Origin of the sequence: Micromonospora sp. CPCC 206171 (genome assembly GCF_036906755.1) — a bacterium.
GTDB lineage: Bacteria > Actinomycetota > Actinomycetes > Mycobacteriales > Micromonosporaceae > Micromonospora > Micromonospora purpureochromogenes.
This window is the reverse complement of sequence record NZ_JBAKHT010000028.1, coordinates 1-25,028: the sequence shown is the minus strand read 5'-3', so window position 1 is coordinate 25,028 and position 25,028 is coordinate 1. Positions and strand designations below refer to the sequence as shown.

Annotated in this window: 20 protein-coding genes and 1 pseudogene; 6 read left to right on the top strand and 15 right to left on the bottom strand. The window is 71.0% G+C overall.

Annotation, left to right across the window (positions count from 1 at the left end; genetic code table 11):
- Window positions 1–4: 4 nt before the first annotated feature.
- Complete coding sequence (locus V6U89_RS25185; RefSeq protein WP_334574188.1) at window positions 5–1,558, top strand: glycerol-3-phosphate dehydrogenase/oxidase; 1,554 nt, start codon at window positions 5–7, stop codon at window positions 1,556–1,558.
- Window positions 1,559–1,810: 252 nt separating this feature from the next.
- Entirely contained in the window at window positions 1,811–4,210 is a 2,400-nt protein-coding gene (helR, locus tag V6U89_RS25180) for an RNA polymerase recycling motor ATPase HelR (RefSeq protein WP_334574184.1), read from the top strand.
- An 8-nt stretch (window positions 4,211–4,218) separates the two neighbouring features.
- Here helR and V6U89_RS25175 read toward each other — a convergent pair whose 3' ends face one another.
- From V6U89_RS25175 to V6U89_RS25130, 10 genes are all read right to left on the bottom strand, one after another.
- Complete coding sequence (locus tag V6U89_RS25175) at window positions 4,219–4,800, bottom strand: TetR/AcrR family transcriptional regulator (protein ID WP_334574181.1); 582 nt, start codon at window positions 4,798–4,800, stop codon at window positions 4,219–4,221.
- A gap of 53 nt (window positions 4,801–4,853) precedes the next feature.
- On the bottom strand, window positions 4,854–5,519 hold the full coding sequence (locus tag V6U89_RS25170; RefSeq protein WP_334574180.1) for a hypothetical protein: 666 nt from the start codon (window positions 5,517–5,519) through the stop codon (window positions 4,854–4,856).
- A gap of 36 nt (window positions 5,520–5,555) precedes the next feature.
- The gene (locus V6U89_RS25165; protein WP_334574176.1) at window positions 5,556–7,958 is read right to left on the bottom strand and encodes a PEP/pyruvate-binding domain-containing protein; all 2,403 of its coding nucleotides are present in this window, start codon (window positions 7,956–7,958) and stop codon (window positions 5,556–5,558) included.
- A 126-nt stretch (window positions 7,959–8,084) separates the two neighbouring features.
- Window positions 8,085–8,819, bottom strand: coding sequence for an FAD:protein FMN transferase (locus V6U89_RS25160; RefSeq protein ID WP_334574172.1), 735 nt, complete (start codon window positions 8,817–8,819; stop codon window positions 8,085–8,087).
- Complete coding sequence (locus tag V6U89_RS25155) at window positions 8,816–9,298, bottom strand: FMN-binding protein (RefSeq protein ID WP_334574169.1); 483 nt, start codon at window positions 9,296–9,298, stop codon at window positions 8,816–8,818. Before V6U89_RS25155 ends, V6U89_RS25160 begins: the two co-directional genes overlap by 4 nt.
- 45 nt (window positions 9,299–9,343) lie before the next feature.
- On the bottom strand, window positions 9,344–10,723 hold the full coding sequence (locus V6U89_RS25150) for a ferredoxin reductase family protein (protein WP_334574167.1): 1,380 nt from the start codon (window positions 10,721–10,723) through the stop codon (window positions 9,344–9,346).
- Between the two features lie 474 nt (window positions 10,724–11,197).
- Entirely contained in the window at window positions 11,198–12,148 is a 951-nt protein-coding gene (locus tag V6U89_RS25145) for an NADP-dependent oxidoreductase (RefSeq protein ID WP_334574165.1), read from the bottom strand.
- Between the two features lie 226 nt (window positions 12,149–12,374).
- Window positions 12,375–14,468 carry an amylo-alpha-1,6-glucosidase gene (locus tag V6U89_RS25140; protein ID WP_334574163.1) on the bottom strand — a complete coding sequence of 698 codons (2,094 nt, stop codon included), beginning with the start codon at window positions 14,466–14,468 and terminating at the stop codon, window positions 12,375–12,377.
- Between the two features lie 92 nt (window positions 14,469–14,560).
- Window positions 14,561–15,472, bottom strand: coding sequence for an MBL fold metallo-hydrolase (locus V6U89_RS25135; RefSeq protein ID WP_334574160.1), 912 nt, complete (start codon window positions 15,470–15,472; stop codon window positions 14,561–14,563).
- A 282-nt stretch (window positions 15,473–15,754) separates the two neighbouring features.
- The gene (locus V6U89_RS25130; RefSeq protein ID WP_334574158.1) at window positions 15,755–16,372 is read right to left on the bottom strand and encodes a TetR family transcriptional regulator C-terminal domain-containing protein; all 618 of its coding nucleotides are present in this window, start codon (window positions 16,370–16,372) and stop codon (window positions 15,755–15,757) included.
- A 139-nt stretch (window positions 16,373–16,511) separates the two neighbouring features.
- Between V6U89_RS25130 and V6U89_RS25125 the strand changes: the two genes are divergently transcribed.
- Together V6U89_RS25125 and V6U89_RS25120 are read left to right on the top strand one after the other, a co-directional pair.
- Window positions 16,512–17,228, top strand: a complete 717-nt coding sequence (locus V6U89_RS25125; RefSeq protein WP_334574156.1) for an SDR family NAD(P)-dependent oxidoreductase — start codon at window positions 16,512–16,514, stop codon at window positions 17,226–17,228.
- A gap of 35 nt (window positions 17,229–17,263) precedes the next feature.
- Window positions 17,264–17,503, top strand: coding sequence for a tautomerase family protein (locus V6U89_RS25120; protein WP_334574154.1), 240 nt, complete (start codon window positions 17,264–17,266; stop codon window positions 17,501–17,503).
- Between the two features lie 331 nt (window positions 17,504–17,834).
- Here V6U89_RS25120 and V6U89_RS25115 read toward each other — a convergent pair whose 3' ends face one another.
- Window positions 17,835–18,344, bottom strand: a complete 510-nt coding sequence (locus tag V6U89_RS25115) for an RrF2 family transcriptional regulator (protein ID WP_334574152.1) — start codon at window positions 18,342–18,344, stop codon at window positions 17,835–17,837.
- Between the two features lie 131 nt (window positions 18,345–18,475).
- On the opposite strand from V6U89_RS25115, the gene V6U89_RS25110 reads away from it, so the two are divergent.
- A complete protein-coding gene (locus V6U89_RS25110) occupies window positions 18,476–19,216 on the top strand; it encodes an SDR family oxidoreductase (protein WP_334574151.1) in 741 nt (246 codons plus the stop codon).
- Between the two features lie 112 nt (window positions 19,217–19,328).
- Here V6U89_RS25110 and V6U89_RS25105 read toward each other — a convergent pair whose 3' ends face one another.
- From V6U89_RS25105 to V6U89_RS25095, 3 genes are all read right to left on the bottom strand, one after another.
- Window positions 19,329–19,910 (bottom strand): hemerythrin domain-containing protein, encoded by a 582-nt coding sequence (locus tag V6U89_RS25105; RefSeq protein ID WP_334574149.1) that lies wholly within the window; start codon window positions 19,908–19,910, stop codon window positions 19,329–19,331.
- Window positions 19,903–21,117 carry a hypothetical protein gene (locus tag V6U89_RS25100; protein ID WP_334574147.1) on the bottom strand — a complete coding sequence of 405 codons (1,215 nt, stop codon included), beginning with the start codon at window positions 21,115–21,117 and terminating at the stop codon, window positions 19,903–19,905. Before V6U89_RS25100 ends, V6U89_RS25105 begins: the two co-directional genes overlap by 8 nt.
- Before the next feature lie 97 nt (window positions 21,118–21,214).
- Window positions 21,215–21,496 (bottom strand): STAS domain-containing protein, encoded by a 282-nt coding sequence (locus V6U89_RS25095; RefSeq protein ID WP_334574145.1) that lies wholly within the window; start codon window positions 21,494–21,496, stop codon window positions 21,215–21,217.
- Window positions 21,497–21,887: 391 nt separating this feature from the next.
- Here V6U89_RS25095 and V6U89_RS25090 point away from each other — a divergent pair, with 391 nt between their 5' ends.
- On the top strand, window positions 21,888–23,672 hold the full coding sequence (locus V6U89_RS25090) for an N-acetylglutaminylglutamine amidotransferase (RefSeq protein ID WP_334574297.1): 1,785 nt from the start codon (window positions 21,888–21,890) through the stop codon (window positions 23,670–23,672).
- 45 nt (window positions 23,673–23,717) lie between these two features.
- On the opposite strand, the pseudogene V6U89_RS25085 reads toward V6U89_RS25090, so the two are convergent.
- Window positions 23,718–24,817, bottom strand: a pseudogene (locus V6U89_RS25085) (carboxylate-amine ligase).
- Window positions 24,818–25,028: the final 211 nt, after the last annotated feature.

Sequence of the window (25,028 nt, the reverse complement as noted above, 5' to 3'; positions counted from 1 at the left end):
GTGCGTGTGCGCATCGTTGACCGGCGCAGGCCGGGAGCGGGACCTGACCGAGCTGGCCGCCGGCAACGTCGTCGACGTCCTCGTCGTCGGCCTGGGCGTCACCGGCGCCGGGGTGGCGCTCGACGCCGCCAGCCGCGGCCTGTCCGTGGTCGCCGTCGACGCCAACGACCTCGCTCACGGCACCTCCCGGTGGAGCTCCAAGCTCGTTCACGGCGGCCTGCGCTACCTCGCCCACGGCCAGGTCGGGATCGCCTACGAGAGCGCCGTCGAACGCCACGTCCTGCTGACCCGCACGGCCCCGCACCTGACGCGCCCCCTGCCGATGCTGCTCGCCGCGACCGGATACACCACCGGTTGGCAGGATCGCGCCGCGGCAGCCGGCCTCCGCGCCGGAGACCTGTTGCGCGCCTGTGCCGGAACGTCCCGCCGGACCCTGCCGGGCACCCGCCGGCTCGGCGCGGCCGAGGCGAGCGCGATGGCGCCGGCGCTGCGCCCGGCCGGCCTGCGCGGAGCGCACCTGTCCTGGGACGGCCAGCTCTGCGACGACGCCCGACTGGTCGTCGGCCTGGCCCGCGCCGCCGCGGCGCGATCGGCCCGCATCCTGCCCCGCTGTCGGGCCACCGAACTGCACCGCGACGGCGCCACCATCGAAGACACCCTCACCGGGGCCCGTCTGCACGTGACCGCGCGCTCCGTGATCAACGCCGCCGGTGTGTGGGCGGGCAGCCTGACGCCGCACGTACGCCTGCGCCCCTCCCGCGGCACCCACATCGTCCTGTCCGCCGCCCGCCTGGGCGGGCTCTGGACCGGACTGACCATCCCGGTACCCGGGCAGTTCACCCGCTACGTCTTCGCCCTGCCCCAGACCGACGGTCTGGTCTATGCCGGACTGACCGACGAAGCGGTGGACGGACCGGTGCCGGACGTGCCGGAGCCCGCCGACGCCGACGTCGCATTCCTGCTCGACGTGCTCAACAGCGTCCTCGACCAGCCCCTGCGGCCCACCGACGTACTCGGCGCCTTCGCGGGACTCCGCCCGCTGCTCGCCGACGCGGACGCCCGGACCGCCGACCTGTCCCGACGACACGCCGTCATCGACGACCCGGACGGGATCATCAGCGTGGTCGGCGGCAAGCTCACCACCTACCGACGGATGGCGGAGGACGCCGTCGACACCGCCGTGCGCCGGCGCCGCCTCGCCGCCGGCGCCTGCCGCACCCGCCGCCTCCCGCTGCCCGGCGCCGCGAGCAGGGCCCAGTTGGCCCGGGTCCCCGCGCCACGCCGGCTCGTTCAGCGGTACGGCACCGAAGCGGTCGACGTACTGGCCGGGGCGCCGGCCGACCTCCGCCAGCCGATCAGTTCCGACATCCCGGTCACCGGCGCCGAACTGCTCTGGGCCGCCCGCCGCGAACTCGCCCTCACCGTCGACGACCTGCTCGACCGACGCACCCGGATCGGACTCGTCCCGGCACACCGCGAGGCCGCGCTGCCCGTGGCGCGGGACGTTCTCGCGCTGGCTGCCGACGGCACGGCAAACCCCACCGGAGCGTCGGCCTGAGGCCACGCCAGAAGCCGGACCGTTCGGACGCCGAAGCGGCCTACCCGCTGCAGCTCGGGGTGAAGGGGCAGGGCGCCGGTAGGTGCGCCGTGACCTCGGTCTGATACCGGCGCCGCCACCGCTCATAGCGCTGCGTTTGGCGGGCTCCGCCCGGCGCTCGCGCGGCGCATCCGCAGGACATCCTCCTGGCCCACCGGTGGTCGGCGGCACGGCGGGGCTTCGTGGGGAGGTTGTCCGTCCAGCGGACGATCAATGGAAGGGAATAACAATCCCTTCCATTCTCAACATATACCGCACCGGGGGACTTGCCGCAAGGCCGGGGTCGTGCCGCAAAATTGCCGGCCGAGGCCAGAACCCCACGGGAAATGGGAGTCGCGAAACCGAGTTGGTGGGGTTCCTGGACGCCGGCGCACCACCGGTAGACGTGGGCTTCGGCAGGACGCCACTGCACCCGCCCTCGTCTCCCGTTGCACGCGATCTCACATCGGAGCTGATGACGTGAATTCCCTGACTGCCAGCGCGTTCGGCCTTCCCGACCATCTTTCGGCCAAGGCCGACCCGGCGCTGATATCCGGCGATGAGCAGCACTTCGCGGCCATCGCGGAAAGCCTGGAGCAGTTGCTCTCCGATCTGTCCGACCGCCTCGACGCCGCGCGCAAGGCGCCCGGTGGCAAGGGCCGGCAGGCGGTGGACCGGGACCAGGAGGTCCGCCGGCTGACCGCTCGGCTGCGCACGCTGCGTCGCTTCGGTCTCGACCTGTGCATCGGACGTATGGTCGGTGCGGACAACCCCGAGCCGGTGTACGTCGGACGACGTGGCCTCACCGACAGCGCGGGTCGGCGGCTGCTGCTCGACTGGCGCTCACCCGCGGCTGAGCCGTTCTTCGGAGCGACCCACGCCAACCCGATGGGTCTGGCGAGCCGACGCAGGTATCGCTGGACCCGCGGCCGCATCAGCGACTACTGGGACGAGGTGTTCACCTCGGGCGGGTTCGAAGGGCACGCCGCGCTCGACGACCAGTCCGCCTTCATCGCCAGCCTGGGCAGCAGCCGGTCGAGCCGGATGCGGGACGTGCTCGGCACGATCCAGGCCGACCAGGACGCCATCATCCGTGCGGGATCCCGCGGCGCGCTCGTCGTCGACGGCGGTCCGGGTACGGGGAAGACGGTCGTCGCACTGCACCGCACCGCCTACCTCCTCTACTCCGACCCACGCCTCGGCCACCGCCAGGGTGGCGTGCTGTTCGTCGGTCCGCACCAGCCCTATCTCGCCTACGTCGCCGACGTCCTGCCCAGCCTCGGAGAGGAGGACGTGCAGACCTGCATCCTGCGGGACCTCGTCCCCGAGGGAGCCGCGGCAACCATCGAGACCGACCCGGACGTGGCCCGGCTGAAGTCGTCCGCGGACCTGGTGCAGGCGGTCGAGGCGGCCGTCAGGTTCTACGAGGAGCCGCCGGCCACACCGATGACGGTCACGACCGACGACTCCGACATCCGGCTGAGCGCCGAGGACTGGGCCGAGGCGTTCGAAGCACCGGACCCGGGTACCCCGCACAACGAGGCGCGCGACGAGATCTGGGAGGAACTGCTGACGATCCTGGTGGAGAAGTACGACGGCGATGAGCCGGATGAGCTGGTCCGCAGGTCGCTGCTGCGGAACAGGGAGTTGCGTACGACCTTCAACCGGGCGTGGCCGCTGCTCGACGCGGCTGACCTTGTCGGAGACCTGTGGTCGGTACCCGCCTACCTGCGCAAGTGCGCTCCCTGGCTCAGCCCGGACGACGTCCGGAAGCTGCAGCGCGCAGACGCCCAGGCCTGGACGGTGTCCGATCTGCCGCTCCTGGACGCGGCACGGCAGCGGCTCGGCGATCCGGAGGTGTCACGGCGCGACCGCCGGCACGACGCCGCCGTCGCGGTCGAACGGGAACGGATGGCCACGGTCGTCGACGAGCTGATCGAGGCCCACGCCTATGACGACGGTGAAGGTGTGCTGTCGAGCCTACGTCAACTGGATCTCCAGGATGCCCTGGTCGACGAGGCCGCACTGCCCAGCGCTGAGCCGGACCGGCTCGCCGGCCCGTTCGCGCACATCGTCGTGGACGAGGCTCAGGAACTGACCGACGCGGAGTGGCGGATGCTGCTGCTCCGTTGCCCGTCCCGGAGCTTCACCGTCGTCGGGGACCGCGCCCAGGCGCGGCACGGGTTCACGGAGTCCTGGCAGGAACGGCTCGAGCGGGTCGGGCTCGACCGGATCAACCTGGCCTCGCTGACCATCAACTACCGGACGCCGGAAGAGGTCATGGCGGAAGCCGAGCCGGTGGTCCGGGCCGTGCTCCCGGACGCCAACGTGCCGACCTCCATCCGCAGCAGCGGCGTTCCCGTCGTACACGGATCTGTTTCCGATCTGAACTCGATCCTCGACGGCTGGCTCGCGGCGCACGCCGAGGGGACCGCCTGCGTCATCGGCGACCCGACGTTCCGGGCGACGCCCCGGGTCCGGTCGCTGACCCCGGAGCTGTCGAAGGGGCTCGAGTTCGACCTCGTCGTCCTGATCGAGCCAGCGGCATTCGGCGAAGGCATCGAAGGAGCGGTCGACCGCTATGTCGCGATGACCCGAGCGACCCAGCAACTCGTCATCCTCACGGTCCGGTGAACCGCTGGTCAGGCGGCAGCCGACGAGCCGAAGAGCAGGTCGAGGTGGGCATCCAGCGCACCCAACGCCTCCTCGGTGGTGTACTGCCCGCCAAGCAGATAGACGCCCAGCCCTTCCATCAGCGCCAGCAGTCCGGCCGCGGCGGCGACGGCATTTCGAGACGGGAGGAGGCTGGCGATGAACCCGGTCAGCTGCACGGTGTCCTCGCGCAGGCTGGGCGCGGCCGCCGGTCGCACCGCGGTGTAGGCGAGGAACGCCAGCGCCACCCGTCCGTCGTCGCGGGTCCGCTCGTCGAGCGGCAACAGCGCGGCGATCATCGTACGCAGCAAGAGCCGAGGGGACGGGTTCTCGCCCAGTCGCGCCATCGCCTCGGTGACCCGGACCTGGCTGCGCTCGCGGACCACGGCCAACGCGAACGCCATCATCTCGTCCTTGGTGCGGAAGTAGTGCTGGACCATCCCGGCGGACACCCCGGCCTCGGCAGCCACGTGACGGAGGCTGACGGCCTCCAGGCCCTGCTCCGCGGCGACCCGCATCAACGCGTCAGCGATGAGAGTGCGTCGCTCCTGGTGATCGACCTTCTTGGGCATGACCTCGATCGTTTCACAGTGGATGGCCCGGACACTCCGCCGGCGGGCGGCAGCTACCGGCTGACGGTTCCGGTCGCGGGGGTGCCCCGTGCGCTGCGCAGGAGGCCGTCGGGGTCGTCGGCGTACAGCCGCAACTCGTCCATCGGCTCGGACCGGCCCTTGGGCAGGTCGAAGGTCGTCGGCCGGCGCAGCAGGACGTCGATGCTCGTCTGGCTGCCGACGGAGATGTACAGCACCCGGCGGTCCTCCTCCTGCTCGACCTGCACCGATTTGCTGGAGGGCAGCGAGCGGTGACGCTTGCGCAGGGCCTCGACGTCCGTCCACGGGATCCAGATGTCGATGCCCGAGCTCAGCCGGACCCGCAGGCCGGTGTCCCGGACGACGTGTGGGTGGATCTGCATGCTCGCGTAGAGGCCGGCCATCCAGAGCAGACCCCAGATGCCGAGGACGAGCACGATCCAGCGGGCCGGCCCCCACGGCACCACGTTGGTGACGATCAGATCGAAGATCGGAATCTCCACGACCGACAGGGCGATGAAGATCCCGAGGATCGGCTTGACCACGCCCAGGTAGCCGAACGGCTCATCGCCCGGCGCCAGCGGCAGCGGCTTGCGCCGCGCCCACACGTACAGGCTGCGCCACATCGCGGCCTCCATCGCGGCCACCCGGCGCAGCAGCGGGCCCACCTTCGCCCCGATCGGGGGTGTCGTGTCGTTCATCGTCGTCCTCGCGGTAGTGAGCTGGCGGTCAGGCGGTCAGTGGAGGGTGACGGTCCCGGCGCCGCCGTCCACGGTGACGAGCTGACCGGTGGAGATCGTCCGCGTGGCGTCGGGCACGCAGATGACGGCGGGGATGCCGTACTCCCGGGCCACGGTGGGGCCGTGCGCCATGATCGCGCCGGTCTCGGTGATCAGCGCCGAAGCGGTGAGGAACAGCGGGGTCCAGCCGGGGTCGGTGGTCGCGGCGACCAGGATCTCGCCGGGCTCGATGTGGGCGGTGGCCGGGTCGTGGACGACCCGGGCGGGGCCGGTCACCCGGCCCGCCGACGCACCCACGCCGGCGACGGTGCCGTCGAGGGCGGGTGCCGCCGGCAGTACGGTCTCGACGTCGGTGCCGTCGGAGAGCAACGCCACGGGCACCGCCCTGCGGCCCAACTCCCTGCGGTGTACCGCCCTGCGGGAGGCGACCGTCGCCCGGTGATCGGTGCTCCGGTGCACCGCGGCGTGCACCTCGTCGAGGGTCAGGAACATGATGTCGTCGGGCTGCTCCAGCAGCCCGGCGCCATGCAGGTCGGCGCCGATGAGCAGCAGTTGCCGGCGCGTCTCCCGCAGCGGGTACAGCCCGGCGAACTTGCCGGCCTCGCGCAGGCCGGCCAGGGACCGGGCCCGGCGCAGCAGGAACCCGGCCATCGTGCCGCGTACCGGCCGTCGACGGCGGGCCCGCCTGACCAGCTCGTCGAGAGCGGCCTCGGCCGCGGCGGCGGCCCGTTGGAACCGCTGGTCGGGCCCCTGTTGCGGATCGGTGACCCGCAGGTAGTTGGCGAGCGCCGCGAAGACCGGTGCCGGATCCTCCGCCCAGCGCGGTACGCCGAGGTCGACCTCGGCGACGCCGCGATGACCGTAGGTGTCCAGGAAGCCGTCCATCCCGACGTCCGGCAGCGTCCCGCGCAGATACCGCGCGGCGAGCTCGTCCGGCGGGGTGTCGAGGAGGAGCTGACGGTGTTCCCCCGCGCCCTGAGCGAGCCGCCAGAGCGCCAGGTTCATCTCGATGGTGACGTTGTGCGGCATCCCGCCCAGCACGGTGTGGATCTCGTCTGGGCTCGCGACGCCCTTGAGCAACGAAGCCGGCAACGCGGCGGCCAGCATCCCGGTGACGATCGGCCACATGATCGCGTTGGCGCCGTCCTCGGCGTCCCGCGCCTGCAGGAAGCGGAGCCGGTCGGCGGCGGTCCGCAGGTCGGCGGGGGCCGTCGACCGTACCTTCATCTCCTCGATCGCCTGGAACATCCGGATTCGCGCCGCGTCGGGGCGGGCCAGCGCGCGCAGGATCCCCACCACCGCGCGGCCGGCCGTGCGCAGGGACGCGGCCCCCGGCGCCGCGCCGCGCTCGGTGCTGCCCCTGGTCGGCGCGAACCGCGGATCCGCCAGGACGTGCTGCATCACCGCTTGTGCCCGCGGTCCGAAGTCGACCGCCATGAGCTTGACCAGCCGCTTGCGGGATGAGCTGTTCCGGGCCAGCTCGGTCAGGTCACCGTAGAGGCGACCGCCGATGTCGACGATCTCGACCCGGATGCCGAGCGAGGCGAGCATCGCCGTGATCTGTGATTGCAGGGTCGACATGCCCATCGGGGTGACCGGTTGCAGCATCCCCTGGACGTGGCCGAACTCCAGGTAGACCCGGGGGAAGGGCTTCCCGGTCTCCGGAGGAAGGGGGAACAGGCTGGTGATCGGCCGCGATTGCAGCAACCACAGCACGCCGGCCCCGTCGAATGCCCACTCCACGTCCTGCGGGCAGCCGAAGTGACCCTGCAGCCGCTCACCCGTCGCGCGAAGCTCCGCCAGCTGCCCGGATGTCAGACATCCTGCATCGGCTCGGGTCACACCGTCGAGGACGTAGTGATCCACCGTCACCGCCCCGTCCACCACCGTCGTGCCGAGACCCGGCGCGGCGTCGACCGCCATCTCGTCGCGGCGACCGGTCACCGGGTTCGCGGTGAACAACACCCCCGCCACCGAAGGGGCGACCATGCGCTGCACGACGACGGCCATCCGCACCGCCTGATGATCGATCTGGCGGGCGTCGCGGTAGGCGGTCGCGCGGACGGTGTGCAGCGATTCCCAGCACTTCCTGATCGCGGCGATCAGATCCGGGGTGCCCGTGACGTTCAGGACGGTGTCCTGCTGCCCGGCGAAACTCGCCTCCGGCAGGTCCTCCGCGGTGGCGCTGGAACGCACGGCCACCGGGCCCGCACCGAGCTGCTCGTACGCGGCGACGATCTCCGCCTCCGGAATCACGCCGAGCCGGTGAGCCTCGGCGGTGACGCAGAACCCCTCGGGGACCCGCTCACCTCGCCGGATCAGCTCGCCCAGCCCGGCCGCCTTGCCGCCGACCAGCTCGACCATGTCGGCGGTCGCCTCCGACAACGCGATCACGTGCATGTGGGCCTTCTCTCTATGCAATGCATCTGCATTGCATCCCACGCTACCGGGTTGGCGATGCGACTGCAATGTCACCGCGAGGGCGGGCCATCCTCGGCAAGCCCGCCGCCCGAGCTTTCCGCCGCGTCAGTCGGGCAGTGGCCAGCCGGGCGTGGCCAGTAGGGCACCGTCGTCGCCGACGAGCAGAGCCTCGTACCCGGGTAGCGTGGCGAGCCATGTCACTGCCGGCGGCCCCTGCGCGGCCGCTGCGGTGGCGTACACGTCCGCCCAGGTCAGGGACGGCCCGATGACGGTGACCGAGCGCAGGCCCCGAGCGGGGGCGCCGGTGTGCGGATCGACGATGTGCGCTCCGCGGTGGGCACTGCCCGAGGTCGCGACGGCCCCGTCGACGACCTCGATGGCGGTGAGGAGCTGATCGGGCTGTGCCGGATCCTCGACGCCCACCCGCCAGGAGCCGCGTACCGTCATGTCCCCACCGGCATTCAGGTAGAACTCGTACCCCGCCAGGTGCTCCGCGGCGCGCTCGACCGCCCAGCCCTTCACCAGGCCGGACGGGTCGAAGCGGGCGCCACCGCCCGGTTCGGGAAGGTAGGCGTCGAAGTAGCCGTCGGTACGCTGCCGCGCCTGCTCACACAGGTCGAGTACCGCGTCGACCAGCGGATCGTGCACCGGCTCTCCCCGGTTCAGCGCGCTCACCCGGCTGTCCGGGCGATACGGGCTGAAGACGGCGTCCATCGCGCGCAGTTCGGCGAAGGCCCCGGCGGCGGCGTGTGCCGCCGCCGGGGAGTCGGCGCCCGGACCGCGCACATGCACGCTGACGGGCAGACCCATGATCTGCTCGACGAATGCCTGCCTGGTCATGGCTTGGCCTGGAACTGAGCGGAGTCCAGCGCGGCCTGGAGCGACCTCGTGTAGCCCTCGCTGGTCGCCGTCGCCCCGGACACCGCGTCGATCTGCGCGCTCTGTGCGGCGAGCGCCTCGGCGCGCAGCTGCGGCACCGCGCGCTTGTTGATCTCGCGGTCGCGGTTGTTGGTGTTCGGCACCGCCAGCGGGGTGATGTCGGTGATCCGGCCGCCGCTGATGTGTGCCTGCACCTGGACGCGCCCGCGCTTCGTCTGCACGGCTGGGCCGTCGGCGACAGTCGTGGAACCGGACCGTGCGACGGTGCCCCGTGATTTCCCGGGGTCCGCCGGCGCACCGGGGCCGGTCACCACGCCTGGCGCGCTCGTGCCAACGGTCCCGCCCGAAGGCGAGTTGTCGGGTCCGGTCGACGTCCGGTAGCTGAAGAGCAGTACCACCACGGCGATCGTTGCCAGAAACCACATAGTGATCTTGCGCATGTCGTCCTCCTCCGATTGCGAGCGCAATGGGGATGGGTGGTTGAGTCACCAGGTGAAGCGTTCAAGGTGAATGTGTTCCGCCGGCACGCCTGCCTGCCGAGCCGCCCGTACGACCGTTTGCATCCACTCATCCGGTCCGCAGACGAACACGTCGTGCTGCGCGATGTCCGGGACAAGCTCACGCAAGGCTTCCGCGTCATCGCCGAACCCGGCCGGCAACCACGACCCCGCCCGCCCGCGCGGCCCCAACAGGTACTCCACGCGCAGGCCACGGACGGCCGCGAGGCGCTCCAGTTCCTGGCGGAACACCAGGTCTTCTGCCGAGCGCGCCCGGTACAGCAGCGTGGCTTCGCCCGGCGCGTACGGTAACTCTTCCAACAACGTACGCAGCGGGGTGATTCCGATACCGGACGCGATCATGGTGACCCGCGGAGCCGTGCGCCGGGCGGCTGTCAGCCGGCCGTACGGGCCCTCAATCAGCACACGGGTACCCGGCCGTAACTTTGACACCTGTTCGCTGCCCTCGCCGCGGGATCGCACCGTGATCCGCAGCGTGTCCTCCCGCGGTACCGCGGAGAGCGAGTACGGATGGCCGCGACTCCAACCCGGGCCGCTCAGGAAGCGCCACTGGAAGAACTGCCCGGCGCGCGCCGGCAACCGGTCCAGATGGCGGCCGCGCAGGTAGATCGAGTGAACGCCGGGAGCCTCCGGGACGACTGCGTCGACCGTGAGTCGGTGCCGCAGCGTCCGCCAGGCCGGCAGCCCGAGCCGGAAGGCGACCACGGCGCCGGCGCACGCGGCGTACGCGGTCCACCAGTACAGCGTCGCGGCCCGGGAGCTGGTGAAGTCGGCCCCGGTCCAGAGCTGATGCGGCAGCGCCAGGCCGACGCCGAGGTAGGCGTACAGGTGCAGCAGGTGCCACGCCTCGTAGCGCAGCCGCCGCCGCGCGGCCCGCAGGGAGGTGAGCACGACCATCGTCAGGGCCGCCGCCCCGGCGGCCGCCAGCAACATTCCCGGGTACGTGGTGACGAGCGACCACGCCTCACCTGTCACCGAAACCCCATCCGTCGCGGCATACCCGACCGTGATCAGCACGATGTGCGCAAGCATCAGATTGAACGACCCGAACCCGACGACGCGGTGCCAACGGGCGAGCACGTCCTGCCCGTAGGTGCGCTCGATCCACGGCACGCGCGCCATCAGCAGCACCTGGATGAGCAGCAGGTCGGCCGCGACGAGCCCGGTCAGCCGGCCGAGCGACGTCAGGCCCGCCGCCCAGCCACGAAGTGCCTGCACACCGCCGCCCCGCACCCAGAGCGCGACGACGACCAGAAGGCTGACCGCGGCGGCCGAGGCGATCGCATCGGCCCACCACGCCGATGCGGTGGTTCGTACGGGCCTGACCGCCTGCGCCTTCCCCGTCACGACACCCCCTTCCGCACCCGCCCCGCCTGTTCGGCCGTCAATCGTCGGATTGCCCCCATCGCCATTGCGCGCTCCAGCGGCGAGCGGGAGGTACGTCGCAGAATCGGTCAGAGACGTCGCACCGGACAAAGATGATTGAGTGCGATCGCGGCTATCAGCCGGCGAGTCAGGAAGCGACCCTCCTCACGCGCCTCGCTGCCCTCCTCGATTTGATCGCCACAGGGAACCGCTTCTTCCCGCATCCGCGCCGTTCATGTCGGCGGGGGAGCGAACCGGCGTTCAGGCGCCGGCGTGGGCAGCGCCGAGTTGTCGATGACGTATCGGAAGCGAACCGCCTACCCACGCCCCACCGTCCGGACCTCGGCGGCCGTCGACGATGGTCTCGTCCCGGGTACGCCCGGAGAGTCCGACAGGCAGGCGGCCGTCCCGTCCTGACCCGCCGTGGGCGCGCCGCCGGCGGCTTCGACACCGGCCCTAGTCGGCGACGTGGATGACGATCTTGCCGCGGCGCTTGGCCGTCTCGAGCGCCTCGTAAGCCGAGCGCGTCTCGGTGAGGGGCAGTACCCGGTCCAGCACCGGCCGCAAGTGGCCGTGGTCGACGAGCTCGGCGATGGAACCCAACGCATTCTGCTCGGGCTCGACGATGAAGTACACCCCGCGCACGCCGTGCCGGGCTGCTTCCTGCTCGTCAGGAGGCGTGGCGAGGCTGACCAGAATGCCGCCCGGCTTCAACACGGCCCAGGACCGCGACTGGGTGGCTCCTCCCACGAGGTCAACGACGACGTCCAGGTCGCTGACGTGATCCTCGAAGCGGTCGCGCGCGTAGTCGATTGCCTGCTCCGCACCCAGATCCTGGACGAACTCCAGGTCGACCGCCGCCACCGTGGCGCTCACGCGAGCACCGAGGCTGGCCGCTAGCTGCACCACGTAGTTCCCCACGCCGCCGGCGCCGCCCTGCACCAGCACGTGCTGGCCTTCCTGCAGATCGGCGTGGTCCACCAGCGCCTGCCAGGCACTCAGCGCAGCCAGTGGGAGCGCCGCGGCGTGGTCATGGTCGACGGTGGCGGGTTTGGCCGCCACGACGGCCGCGGGCAGAACGACATACTCGGCGGCAGCGCCATCCCGGGTGAACGGGATCAACCCGTAGACGGCCTCCCCCACGGTGGGGCTCTCCACCCCCGCGCCGCACGCCGCGACGACTCCGGAGAACTCGTGCGACGGAATGATCGGGGTGCGCTCGGGTCCTGTCCCATCCGAGCTGTGGGTCCAGGTTTCCGGCCAGGTGAGCTCGCGGGGTGTCATGGAAGCAGCCTTCACGGCAACCAACACCTCACCGGGCCCCGGCTCGGGCCGCGGCGCCTCCTCGTACACGAGTTGCTCCGGGCCGCCCCGGCTGTGAGCCCTCACGGCGTGCATCGTGCTCATCCGACGGCTGCTCCCTCCCCGAGGCATGGCGATCAGCCCAGCAGCCCCGGAGGATGCACCCAGGCTGACTGTCGCATTATCTGGCGGTTCGGCAGCCGCCCGCCGAACTTCCGCAATCTCAGGCGCAAGACAAGCATTGCCGAGCACTGTCACCAGCGTCCCGATGCCTGCCTGCACCTGGCATGGGCTCACCCGTGCCCCACAGCCCGCCGGAGGTCGGCGTGCGTCACTTCGCTTCGGTGAGGGTGCTGTGGCAGCCGATGGCGTCGAGGTTCCACCGCCGGCCTGCGGCCATCACGCGGTGCAGGCGGATCCGGCCGAGTTCGTCGGGCAGCTGCGGGTCGGCGACGAGGGTGTCTGCGTGCGGGTGCAGGCCGAGCATGGTGCGGAGTAGGAGCAGGGGTGCGCCGCTGGCCCAGGCCTGCGGGTTGCAGGCGGTGGGGTAGGGCACGGGTTGCCGGCCGAAGGACCGGTCGTAGCCGGAGAGCGCCTCCGGCAGGCGGTGCTCGGAGTACCGGGCGGCCTCCAGCATGGCCATGGCGATGCGGTTCGCCTCGTCCCGGTAGCCGTAGCGGGCGAGGCCGGCCGCGATGATGGAGTTGTCGTGCGGCCATACGGTGCCGAGGTGGTAACCGATGGGGTTGTAGCCGGTGTCGGCGGTGGACAGGGTGCGGACCCCCCAGCCGGAGAACATCTCGTCGGACATGAGCTGCCGGGCGACGTGCCCGGCGCGGTCCTCGGGCACGATGCCGCTCCACAGCAGATGACCCATGTTGGAGGTCATCGAGTCGATGGGGTGCTTGTCCCCGTCCAGCCCGAGGGCGTAGTAGCCGCCCCGCCGCGGGATCCAGTAGTCCCGGTCGAACTGCTCACGCAGCCGGTCGGCCTCCGCCCGCAGCCGGCGGGCCAGATCCGGGTCCTGCCAGGGGCCGTCGGCGAGTTCCGCGAGGCGTACCTTGGCGTCGTAGGTGTAGCCCTGCGTCTCGCAGGTGGCGATCGGCAGGACCGGGACGGTCCCGTCGGCGTACTGCACGCCGTCCGGGGAGTCCCGCCAGCACTGGTTGCCCAGGCCCTGCTCGGAGCGGGTGGCGTACTCGACGTAGCCGTCGCCGTCGCGGTCGCCGTGGTGGTCGATCCAGCCCAGGGCGGCGTCGGCGTTGCCGCGCAGCCGGCGGACGAGATCGTCGTCGCGGGTCCACCGCCAGTACTCCGACAGCAGGATCAGCCACAGCGCGGTGGTGTCGGCGCCGCCGTAGTAGGGGCGGTAGGGCTTGAGGCCGAGCCGAGTCAGCTCGCCCGACCGGTACTCGTGGAAGATCTTGCCGGGTTCCCGGTCGGTGAACTCGTCGAACGTGGTGGCCTGGTGGGCGGCCAGCACGATCAGGGCGCCGCGGGCGACGTCGGGGCCGCACATCATGGTCTGGTAGGCGGTGATCAGGGTGTCCCGGCCGAAGACGGTCAGGAACCACGGCAGGCCGGCGGCGATCAGCACGACCGGTTCCCCGGCGATGGTCTTCTCGATCCGCATCGACACGAGATCCACCGCCGACTTGTGGTAGACGTCCCGGACCAGGTCCGCGTCCGCGTGCAGGTGCGGCTTGCTCGCCGCCCACCGGGTCGACGGATCCTGCATGCCGTGGTCGACGGCCTGTCCGAACTCGCGGGGCGTGGGGCGGTAGTCCTCCTCGCCGCAGCGCAGCGGTACCCACAGCTCACAGCCCCACTGCTGTCCGCGCGCCAGCCGCAGGTTCCATTCCAGCGCGTCGCCGTCCACCTGGTCGGCCGGCGGATCAGCTTCGATCCGCACCGTCGCCGCGTAGTCGCCGTTGCGGTACGCGAACTCCAGGGCCGACCCGTCCGGCGCGTGCCGACGGACGATGTGCGGGCTGCGGTCCCGGCCGGACTCCTTGATCTCGAACAGGTCGGCGAAATCGGTTCCCACCGCGAGCCGCAGCCGCACCTCTGCCGGCTCAATGCCGAAGTAGCGCAGCTCGACGCGCTCGTAGAGCCCGTCGCCGACGAACCGTTGCCGCCGCACGCCGACCCGGTTCGCCGGCAGCCCGGGTAGCCCCGAGTTGGCCAGGAAGAAGGCCGCCGAGTACGGGTCGACGGTGCCCGAGGAGAGCACCAGCAGCGGTGCGTCGCCGATCGTCAGCACCCATCTGCTCAGGAAGCGGGTGTCGTCGTGCACGAGCCCGCCGATGGACCCGTCCGGCACGTTGCCCACGGCGTCGGAGAGCATGAAGGTGCGCCCTTCCAACACGCCGATCGCGTCCGGCCCCAGCTCGGGCGGGAGGTCACGGCATGCGCCGCTGGGCACGCGACGGGCGGTCCCGGTGACCATCGGATCCGCGGGCGTGGGACGCCCGGATGTTGCCGACACCGACACCTCCTTCCGCTGCCGTGGACGCCTCAGGGCGCGATGCCGAACGGACCCATGCTGCCGTAGTCCAGCCGGAGGGCTTCGGCCATCGCCCATGCGTTCGGCAGGGTGAAGATGTCGGCACCGCCCAGGCGCCGGCTCCACCGCGGAACGAGTTCATCGGCGGCCCGGGCGGCCACGGCGTCGAGGTAGGCCTTGAAGACGGCCCAGGCGTTGGTGGCGTCGACCGGGGCCAGGATCTTCTGCACGTCGACCGAGGAGAGCGCTGCCTCGGTGGTGGAGCGCAGGTCGTTCAGGTATTCGATCTGCGTCCTGACATCGTCCGGGGTGCCGGGCCGCGTGACGTGCCCACTGACGAGCTTGTCGAAGGGGTATTCGAGCGCCTGTTCCTGAGCGTTGACGAAGCCGGGGATGTTCGCGGAGACCGCGAGGTTGGAGAACGGGACCCAGCCCGGGAAGATCACGTCCACGAGCATCAGCACGCGTTGCGTCGGGGCGTAGATGAAGATGTTTCCCTCGGCGTGGTTGGGGCCCTTGTAGTCGAGCTGGAGGCTGTGGTCTCCCGCTTCGATGGCCAGCGTGTCGTCGAAGACGTGGGTCGGCAGCGGGCGGTGGGGATCGCGGAGCAGCGCGAGTCGCTCCGCCGTGATCCGGTGCGCGTAGCGCGGCACGTCCTCGGGGTAGACCGACATCGCTCCGACGTGGTCGGAGTGCTGGTGGCTGTAGACGACCTGGGTGATGGAGCGGCTGGTCACGCTGCCGATTGCACGGAGGATGTTGTGGCCCAGGGTGGGTGGCGCGTCGACGGCGATGACGCCGTCGGCCGTGACCACGAACATCATCTGGTACATGCCCTCACTGAGCCAGAACACACCGTCGGCGATCTCCTCCAGGACGTACCCGGCCTTGGGGATCTCGGGGCCCAGGGCGGCCTGCGGCACCGGGGCCGTCGGTAGCTCTCGCGCTCGTTCGGCCAGGTCCGAATACGGCGTTCTCGACACGTGTGGCTCCCCGCCTCGCCAACCGCACCGACCAACGGTGCCCGCTACGGTGCGCCACGGTCGCTGAATGTCGAACCGCCTGACGCACGCTCGATCGTCCTCGGCGGGGTCCGGGCCGGCAGCCGTATCGTCCGATGCTCATCCGCACGGGGACACCTGCGAATGCGGCGGACTCCTCCGACGGCTCGGAGGTTCGGCACCGCCACGTTCGGCCGGGGTCGTTCAGTCGGTCGTCCGCGCGTGCGCCGGCACCTGGAGCAGGTCCAGGCAGTTGCGCCACAGCGTCTCCAACTGCCCCGGATCGTTGAGCAGCTTCGCGAGCAGGACCCGCCCCTCGATCTGCGCGACGATGGACCGGGCGGCCTCCCGGGGTTCGACCGACGGACCGGCCTGGCCCTGCTCCTTCGCCTCGATGACCACCTGCTCGATGAGGTCGATCTGGGCCTCGAAGATCTCCTGGAGCCGACGGCGGATCTCCTCCGCCTGGTTGCTGAGTTCGAGGGCGAGGTTGCCGAACAGGCAGCCGGCGACCAGCCCGACCTGCTGCTGCCCGGCGCGCTGCACCTCCTCGGTGGCCTCGAACAGGTCCCGCAGGCGGCGCAGCGGGTCGTGTCCGCTGCCGAGCAGCGCCTCCCACTGGCGGCGCTGGGTCGCCCAGTGCTCGTCGATGACGGTGAGGGCGAGTGCCTGCTTGGACTCGAAGAAGTAGTAGAAGCTGCCCTTCGGCACGCCGGCGGTCGTGCAGATCTCGGCGACCCCCAGCGCCGCGTAGCCGCGCTGCTCGATCAGCGTGGCGGCCGCGTCGAGGAGTTTGTTCCGTGCGTCACTGGTCCGACCCATGCTTTGACCATACACGACCGGTCGGCTAGCTTTTAGTCGACCAGTCGTCTAGTGGTCGTCCCGGGCGTCGCGATCGCGGCTCCCGGCCCCGTCAGCCGCCGTCCTACCAGGGCTTCGGCCAGTCAGGAAGTGGTTCGTCATGAGCAGCAGTCAGGTTCAGAAGGTTGCCGTGATCACCGGTGCCTCGCAGGGCATCGGCGCCGGCCTCGTGGACGCGTACCGCAAGCTGGGATACGGCGTCGTGGCAACCTCACGCTCGATCGGTGATGCCCATGATCCGGACATCGTCACCATCCGGGGCGACATCGCCGACCCCGACACCGCGCAGCGGGTGGTCGACGCGGCGGTGGAGCGTTTCGGCCGCATCGACAGCCTGGTCAACAACGCCGGGATCTTCGTCGCCAAGCCGTTCACCGACTACACCGACGAGGATCTCGACCAGGTCACCAAGATCAACCTCTTCGGGTTCTTCCACCTCACCCGGCGGGTCCTGCCGCACCTGCTGGCAGCCGGCGGCGGTCACATCGTCACCATCACCACCAGCCTGGTGGACCAGCCCAGCGTGCACGTCCCGTCCGCGCTCGCATCGTTGACCAAGGGTGGTCTCAGCTCCGCGACCAAGTCGCTGGCCATCGAGTACGCGAGTCGTGGAGTCCGGGTCAACGCTGTCGCGCCCGGGATCATCAAGACCCCGATGCACCCGGTCGAGACCCACGACGCGCTCGCCGGCCTGCACCCGGTCGGCCGGATCGGCGAGACCAGCGACGTGGTCGACGCCGTCATCTACCTCGAATCCGCGCCCTTCGTCACCGGCGAGATCCTGCACGTCGACGGCGGCCAGAACGCCGGGCGCTGACCGCCAGCACCGCAACCCGTAGACAGGAGCATCCCATGCCGATCGTCAACATCCAGATCACCCGCGAGGGCAGCACGCCCGGCGCGTCGGCGGCGACCGCCGAGGAGAAGGCCGCGCTGATCAAGGGCGTGAGCGAACTGCTGCGCGACGTCCTCAACAAGCCGTTGGACTCGACCTTCGTCGTCATCGACGAGGTCGAGACCGAGAACTGGGGCCGGGGCGGCCTGCCGGTCGAGCAGTTCCGCGAGCAGCAGCGGTCGCGCTCCAGCGAATAGGACCGCCTGCGCAGTACCGCGGCGTGCGCCGCGGACAGCGGCGGTGGGCGACGTCGTCGTGAACCTGCACCGACCGGACCGATGGCAGCCTTGAAAGTTCCCCCACGGGGGCGATCGGCCGGTGGGCGAAGCGAGAGCTTCGCCCACCGGCCGATCATCGTCTCCGGCCGTGCGACCGGGCTACCGCGCCGGCTGAGCCGGCTGCGGGTCGTCCACGTCGATCCACGGCCATGCTCCGCCGTGATCGCACCGCTGTTGATGCGCCCAGTCACGGTGTCGGTGGCGGTCGAGTCCCGTCAGGGACGCGGGATCCGACAGCCGCCCTGCACGATCAGCCCCGCTCGCCGGTCGCGGTGTCGCCCTCGTTCCGCGCGGTGAGCCAGCTGCCGAGGCCGGCGAGCGCGGCAGGGCCGTAGTCGTCGTTGACGCCGCCGGCGAGGTCGGCGATGGAAATCGCCTGTAGGGCGGCGCGCCAGGCGACGTCGGCGCCGGCCATCGCGCGGGCGATGGGGCACGGCCGGGTGCAGGCCTCCTGCGGTGTCGCCAGGGGGCCGCGCTGGCGGATCTCGGTGCAGACGAACGCGGGCTGAGCGCCGTCGACGGCGGTGACGACGTCGAGCATGGTGATCAGTTCGGGTGACCTGGTCAGGACATATCCGCCCGCCTTGCCCTGGACGGAGGTCACGAGGCCGGCGCGAGACAGTGCCTGCAGCTGTTTGGCCAGGTAGCTGCCGGAGACGTCGTGCAGTTCCGCGAGCCGGGCAGCCGGCACGGGCTCCGTCGCCGTGGTCAGCACCACGCAGCAGTGCAGTGCCCACTCGACTCCACCTGACAGCTTCATCCGACCCCCCCCCCCGCTTGACTCGGACAAAGTTTATCCGACTACTGTCTCGGACAAGAGTTGTCCGAGTTCGAGGCGGGTCCTCGACAAATCTGGCGTGCCCGCGCGGCGCGCGTGGAAGGGTGAGAGCCATGAAGCTCACAGTCGTCGGTGGTACCGGAATGATCGGCTCGCAGGTGGTCCAGAAGCTGACCGCAGCCGGCCACGAGGCCGTCCCCGCCGCGCTGTCGACCGGCGTCGACCTGCTCACGGGTGAGGGCCTGGACCAGGCGTTGCAAGGCGCCGACGTCGTCGTCAACGTCTCGAACTCGCCGACCTTCGACGAGGCCTCGCTCGGCTTCTTCCGTACCTCCATGACCAACCTGCTGGCCGCCGGGGAGCGCGCCGGCGTCGGGCACCAGGTGGTCCTCTCGATCGTCGGTGTCGACCAAGTGCCGCAGCTCGACTACTACCGCGCCAAGACGCTGCAGGAGGACCTGCTCCGGCAGGGGCCCACGCCGTACTCCATCGTGCGTGCCACCCAGTTCTTCGAGTTCGTGAACGCCATCATGTCCTGGACCTCCGACGACACCACCGTTCGCCTGCCCGCCACCCGGGTTCAGCCGATGGCCGCCGCGGACGTCGTCGACGCGGTCGTGGACGTCGCCACCGGGACGCCGCTGCAGGGCATCCGCAACGTCGCCGGCCCGGATGTCTTCGCCCTCGACGAGCTCGGCAGGATCACCCTGGCCGCACAGCAGGACAACCGGAAGGTCGTCACGGACGACGCGGCCGGCATGTTCGCGGTCGTCAGCGGCGACGTGCTCATCGCGGGCCCGGACGCCCACCTGGCACCCACGCACTACCAGGACTGGATGCAGTCCGCCCGCTGACCGGGGTGCGCGGTCGTGAGGAGCATCGGGGGCGCCCCGGCCCGTGCCGGGCTCGCCCCCGATGCTCGTCGCCCGCTGCCCGGTCATCCGGGCAGCGTCGGCACCTGGTTCTTCAGCTGACGGACGGCTTGCGGAGCGCGTCGCGGACCCGGTCGACGACCGCCAGCGCGGGACCGGCCGCCAGGTTGCCCTTGGCCGACTGTGCGCTCGGGTGTGGTCGGGTCGGCGCGGCGGCCTCCGCGGCGCGTACGGTGGCGGCGAGGCTGCGCAGCCGGTCGGCCGGCACGTGCTGTCGCAGCCGGGGGAACTCGTAGCGCTCCTCGTAGCGGGCGTGGGTGAGCACCGCGTCGCGGAGCAGGATGATGCCGGTGTCGAAGCCGTCGGCCTCGACGCCGCCGGCGATCAAGGTCTTCAGCGTCTCCTTGGCCTGCCGTTCCTCCTCGAGCCGGTCGTCGACCATGGCGTCGCCGCCACCACCGGGCAGGGTCCGGGCCAGCGGGTGGACCACCTCCTCCTCGGCGGTCTCGTGCGCGGCGAGGAGCCGGACCAGGTCGTCGAACGCCTCCCGGCGGGTGTCGCCGGTGCTGCCGACGACCAGCAGGAAGAGCTGCTCGACGCGCGCGTGCTGGGCGAGCAGCAGGTCGACCACGTCCTCCTCGGGCCCGGGCGTGGCCGGGACGTCGGTGTCAGGCATGGCTACCTCCCCGGGCGCGCAGCCCCTCCACCGGGTGCGGCCCCTCGGTCTCGATGCGGTACTCGTCGCCGAAGCGCTCGCGGTGCATGTCGATGACCTGCTCGGTGGGCGGCTGCTGACCGTCGTGCAGCTGCTGCTGCATCCACTCGAAGCGCTCGTGGGCCTCCGTGACGTAGCCCTCGCCGAGCTTGGTGAGGTCGATCTGGGTGGCCAACAGATGGCGCAGGTACTCCTTGTTCGGTTCGAAGGTGAGCGGCTCGGGCAGGCCGGCGCTGCCGACGATCTCCTCCGGCTCGCGGCCGTCGTGTCGGCGCAACAGGTCGGCCGCCTGCTGGAGATGGGCCAGCTCCATCTGCAGGTGCAGCTCCCAGACCGCCTTGATCCGCGGGTCGCTCTCCTGCTGGAGGAAGGAGTAGTACAACCAACATTCGTTGTACTCGTGGGTCAGCAGCCGCTCCCACCAGCTCTCGCCCGGGTCCAGCAGCGACTCGTAGTGGGTGACGTGCTCCTGCTCGATCAGGCTGATCTCCTGGTAGAGCTGGCGCGCGATCGGCTCCATGTACTGGGGGCCGACGTTCATGTAGTAGAACATCACCTGCTGCTCGGCCGAGAGGATCGTCAATGCGTTCAGCTTGGAGCGCGGGTCGACCGAGTTGCGGTCGTACGGGGTACGGACCTCGTCGAACGGGTGCCGGTGCTCCTGCACGGTCGGCCGCCCCGGCATGACCTCGGTGAGGCCGTCGACGACCTTCTCCGCCTTGCGCCGCTCGACCATCTCGTAGAGGTTCGCGTAGCGGTACAGGTGGTCGAAGTCCTCCAGCACCCCGAACTCGTACGCCTGCTTCAGGTAGGGGTCCGGTTCGTGCCGGGCCACCCAGGCCGTCAGGTCGACCGCCACCTGTTCGTAACCGAGGGTCGTCTCCAGCACGCTCGCCACCCCCGGCAGCAGCCAGTTCACCACCCGCTGCTGCTGGCTCTCCACGTACCGCACGTACGCGAGCTGCCGCCGGACCTCCTGGTCCGGGCAGACGCGGGCGAACTGGTGCTGGAAGTTGATCGCCTCGACCTCGATGCCGTTCATCGTGATGATCCGGCACCGGGTGTAGGGGTCGACCGCCTCGGGATCGATCGGTTCGACATTCAGTTCGCGCCAGTTGCGGATCTGGCTCTCCAGGGGAATTCCCTTGTGGTCCAGTGGATTGAACATGTCTCTCCATTCGCGTCGGGGTGCGCTGGTGGGGTGCTACCCGGGCTCGTCGAGCGGAATCGCCCGAACAGGCGCTGGTGTCGAGGGGATGTGTCGGTCAGCCGGAAGGCGCCGGCTGGTCGGCGGGGACAGTGCCGTCGAAGGAGCGGAGGGTCAACCGCCCACCGGCCGAGGTGACCAGCTCGCGCACCTGCAGCAGGGCGTCGACTGCCGGCGCACCGAGGTAGGTCACCGTCGACAGGTCGAGCGCGATCGGGGGCAGCGGGGGACGGCAGAGAAACTCCACCAGCTCCACGAGCAGGTGCGCGTTGTTCATGTCGATCTCGCCGCTGGCGGTGATCACCTTGGTGGCGCCGTCGCAGCTCAACGACAACGACATGATGGGTTCACGCGCTCCGGGTCGCCCTTCGACGCAGGATCGGGCAGTCCCTCGTTCTTCGGGAGTTTCCGGATCTGTTGACATGGCGCCTCCGCCCTTCACCGGGGATCACCCGCTTGCCCACGGGACGGTGCGGCAGCGGCGGTTCAGGGCGCGTGTCTTGACCCGCCGATGTCCCTACCCCCGGAGGCCGGGCGTACACCCGTCCGTCGCCGCCGGCAATGAAGCGGCCCGCCGGGTCCGCCCGCCTCAGGTTTCCGCAGGTACGCACCGGGTAGTCGCCGGCTCCGGTACCGCCGGCCGGATCGCCGGCCGGATCGCCGACCGGCGGACGACGGTGGCAGGGGTGTTGTCGTGGCGGGTGCACGTCGAGCGATCGGCTCCCGGTGAGATGTGCGGCATCAGCGGGGAGGCGAGGTTCGACGGCGCGACCCCCGACGCCGGCGCGGTGACCCGGATGACGGAGGCGATGCGTTCCCGGGGGCCCGACGGCGAAGGGTTGTGGAACGACGGTTGGGTCACCCTGGGACACCGCCGGCTGACCGTCATCGACCTGTCCGAGGCGGGCGGCCAGCCCATGGTGCGTGAGGACCTGGGGCTGGGGCTGGTGTTCAACGGTTGCGTCTACAACTATCCCCAGCTGCGCGACGAGCTGCGGGAGGCCGGGCACACCTTCCACTCCACCAGCGATACCGAGGTCATCCTCGTGGCGTACGCGCAGTGGGGTGAGCAGTTCGTCGACCACCTGGTCGGCATGTTCGCCGTGGTGCTCGTGGACCGGCGGCGGCGCCGGCTGGTGCTGGCCCGGGACCGGCTGGGTATCAAGCCGCTCTACCTGGCGGAGTCGCCGGGGCGGCTACGGTTCGCCTCCACCCTGCCGGCGCTGCTGGCCGCCGGGGACGTGGACACCGGCATCGATCCGGTGGCGCTGCACCACTACCTCTCCTGGCATTCGATCGTGCCGGCGCCCCGGACCATCCTGCGCGGCGTGCGCAAGCTGCCCCCGGCCACGCTGCGGGTGGTGGAGTCCGGCGGGCGCAGCCGCGAGCGCGTCTACTGGCAGCCCGACTACCAACGGAATCCGGCGCACGCCGGCATGGACGCGCGGGACTGGCAGGCCGCGACCGGCGACGCGCTGCGCACGGCCGTGCGGCGGCGGCTGGTGGCGGACGTACCGGTCGGGGTGCTGCTCTCCGGCGGCCTGGACTCCAGCATGATCGTGGCGTTGCTCGCCGAGGCCGGGCAGCACCACCTCCAGACGTTCAGCATCGGCTTCGACAGCCGAGGCGGCGAGGTGGGCGACGAGTTCCACTACTCCGACCTGGTCGCCGCCACCTTCGGCACCAACCACCAGCGCATCCAACTCGGCAACGACGACCTGGTGCCGGCGGTCCGCCGGACGATCGAGGCGATGACCGAGCCGATGGGCAGCCATGACGTGGTCGCCTTCCACCTGCTCTCCGAGCAGGTGGCCCGCCAGGTCAAGGTGGCCCAGTCGGGTCAGGGCGCCGACGAGGTCTTCGCCGGCTACGCCTACCACCAGCCGCTCACCCGGGTACCCCGCGAGGGTGCCGCCGAGGCGTTCGCCGCCGCGTTCTTCGACCACGACCACGCGGAACTGGACCGGGTGGTCGACCCGGCGTACGCGTGCGGCCACGACGCCAGCCGCGAACTGCTCGCCGCGCACCTGGCCGCGCCCGGTGCGGACACCGCGCTGGACGCGGTGCTGCGTCTGGACACCCACCTGATGCTGCCGGACGACCCGGTGAAGCGGGTGGACAGCATGAGCATGGCGTGGGGGCTGGAGGTGCGCACCCCGTTTCTGGACCAGGATCTCGTCGCCCTCGCCGCGGTCTGCCCGCCGGAGCACAAGGTGGCGCAGGGCGGCAAGGGGTTGCTCAAGGAGGTGGCCCGGGAGGTGTTGCCGGCCGAGGTGATCGACCGGCCCAAGGGCTACTTCCCGGTTCCCGCCCTGCGCAATGTCGACGGGCCGGTGCGGCACCTCGTCGAGGAGGCCCTGACCGCGCCGGCCGCCCGGGAGCGCGGCCTGTTCCGGCCCGGGTACGTCGCCGAGCTGCTCGCCGATTCGGCCCAGGCGCAGGCCGCCGCCGGCAGCAACAAGCTCTGGCAGCTCGGCCTGCTGGAGCTCTGGCTCCAAGCCCACGACATCCACTGACTCCCGGCGCGCTCGCTCGTCGGCTCAGCCCGCCCCGCCGCCGGTTCAGTGGGCGATGGTCTGGGCGGTCAGGTGATCCAGAACGGCCTGGACGTCGCCGTCGGTGCGGGCGAGGATCCGCCGCTGTCGGGTCGCGCCGGTGCCGTCCCGGCGTATCCGGTCGAGCTGGCGCAGCACCGGGTCCAGATCGCCGTGCCGGGTCAACGCGGACGCGACGGTGACGAGGAGCTCGTCGATCAGGTCCCAGGCGGGGCGGGCGCCGCCGCCGCGCAGGTCGATGAGGTCACCGTCGACCCCGTTGTGGGCGGCTCGCCAGTGCGCGGCGGCGACCAGGCAGTCCCGGATCTCAGTGGCGCGGACCCCGGCGCGGACGTCGTCGGCCATGGTGGCGACCAGCGCCCTGACCAGCGCGGCGACCAGCACCGTGTCGTCAACCGTGGGGCAGACGTCGCCGACCCGGATCTCCACCGTCGGGTACGCGGCGGACGGGCGGGCGTACCAGTAGACCATCGCGGCGTCGAGCATGATCCCCGCGGCGATCAACTCCTGCACGGTGGCGTCGTAGTCGGCGACCGACTCGAAGTGCGGGGTGGGTCCGATGCTCGGCCAGCGTTCCAGCTGCATGGACCGCCAGCTGGCGTGCCCGGTGTCCCTTCCGTCGTGCAGGGGGGAGTTGGCGGTGAGCGCCTGCACCACCGGCAGCCACGGGCGCAGGTGGTTGCACACCTGCACGGCCAGCTCCCGGTCCGGCACGCCGACGTGGATGTGGCAGCCGCAGACCGCGGGGTCGTGGGCCACCGGACCGAACCGGCGGGACATGGCGTGGTAGCGCTGCTCGTCCGGCACCGTACGGTGCGCTTCGCACACCGGGGTGGCCCCGACCGCGACGAGGCGCGCAGCGCGACCAGGTGTTCGCGCAGCTGTGCCAGGTCGGTGCAGACGGGGGTGACCATCTCCACCAGGCTGTGCCGGAACTCCTGCCGGCTCTGCTCCCGAGCGGCCCCCGACAGCGTGTGCAGCACCTGGTCGGCGACGGGCAGGCTCTCCCCGGTGGCCGGGTCCAGGAGCAGGAACTCCTCCTCCACTCCCAGGGTGAGGATGGTGGGAGTGGGTGTCGCGGGGGCGGCGACTCGGTGCGGCTTCATGGTCACGTCCGATCGTGCGCAGTGTGCTGGGGTACCGCGGCGCGGCGTGCTGCCATCGTGGTCGGCGGGCCGGTCGGGCCGCTGACAGCGGCTGGTCGGCCGTGGTCGAGCCCCCGATCCGCCTCGTGATCCCGGCCGGTAGGTCGGGGTCGGTCGACTGCTCAGCAGTCGAAGTACATGGCGAACTCGTGCGGGGTGGGGCGCAGGCGGA

Bases quoted from the DNA above. Each gene is read 5' to 3' on its own strand.
- V6U89_RS25160 (WP_334574172.1), bottom strand. From the start codon at position 8,819: ATGACCAGGCAGGCATTCGTCGAGCAGATCATGGGTCTGCCCGTCAGC.
- V6U89_RS25110 (WP_334574151.1), top strand. From the start codon at position 18,476: ATGAAGCTCACAGTCGTCGGTGGTACCGGAATGATCGGCTCGCAGGTG.
- V6U89_RS25170 (WP_334574180.1), bottom strand. From the start codon at position 5,519: ATGAACGACACGACACCCCCGATCGGGGCGAAGGTGGGCCCGCTGCTG.
- V6U89_RS25125 (WP_334574156.1), top strand. From the start codon at position 16,512: ATGAGCAGCAGTCAGGTTCAGAAGGTTGCCGTGATCACCGGTGCCTCG.
- V6U89_RS25115 (WP_334574152.1), bottom strand. From the start codon at position 18,344: ATGAAGCTGTCAGGTGGAGTCGAGTGGGCACTGCACTGCTGCGTGGTG.
- V6U89_RS25145 (WP_334574165.1), bottom strand. From the start codon at position 12,148: ATGAGCACGATGCACGCCGTGAGGGCTCACAGCCGGGGCGGCCCGGAG.
- V6U89_RS25165 (WP_334574176.1), bottom strand. From the start codon at position 7,958: ATGCACGTGATCGCGTTGTCGGAGGCGACCGCCGACATGGTCGAGCTG.
- helR (WP_334574184.1), top strand. From the start codon at position 1,811: ATGGAAGGGAATAACAATCCCTTCCATTCTCAACATATACCGCACCGG.
- V6U89_RS25175 (WP_334574181.1), bottom strand. From the start codon at position 4,800: ATGCCCAAGAAGGTCGATCACCAGGAGCGACGCACTCTCATCGCTGAC.
- V6U89_RS25155 (WP_334574169.1), bottom strand. From the start codon at position 9,298: ATGCGCAAGATCACTATGTGGTTTCTGGCAACGATCGCCGTGGTGGTA.
- V6U89_RS25100 (WP_334574147.1), bottom strand. From the start codon at position 21,117: ATGTTCAATCCACTGGACCACAAGGGAATTCCCCTGGAGAGCCAGATC.
- V6U89_RS25120 (WP_334574154.1), top strand. From the start codon at position 17,264: ATGCCGATCGTCAACATCCAGATCACCCGCGAGGGCAGCACGCCCGGC.
- V6U89_RS25095 (WP_334574145.1), bottom strand. From the start codon at position 21,496: ATGTCGTTGTCGTTGAGCTGCGACGGCGCCACCAAGGTGATCACCGCC.
- V6U89_RS25130 (WP_334574158.1), bottom strand. From the start codon at position 16,372: ATGGGTCGGACCAGTGACGCACGGAACAAACTCCTCGACGCGGCCGCC.
- V6U89_RS25105 (WP_334574149.1), bottom strand. From the start codon at position 19,910: ATGCCTGACACCGACGTCCCGGCCACGCCCGGGCCCGAGGAGGACGTG.
- V6U89_RS25090 (WP_334574297.1), top strand. From the start codon at position 21,888: ATGTGCGGCATCAGCGGGGAGGCGAGGTTCGACGGCGCGACCCCCGAC.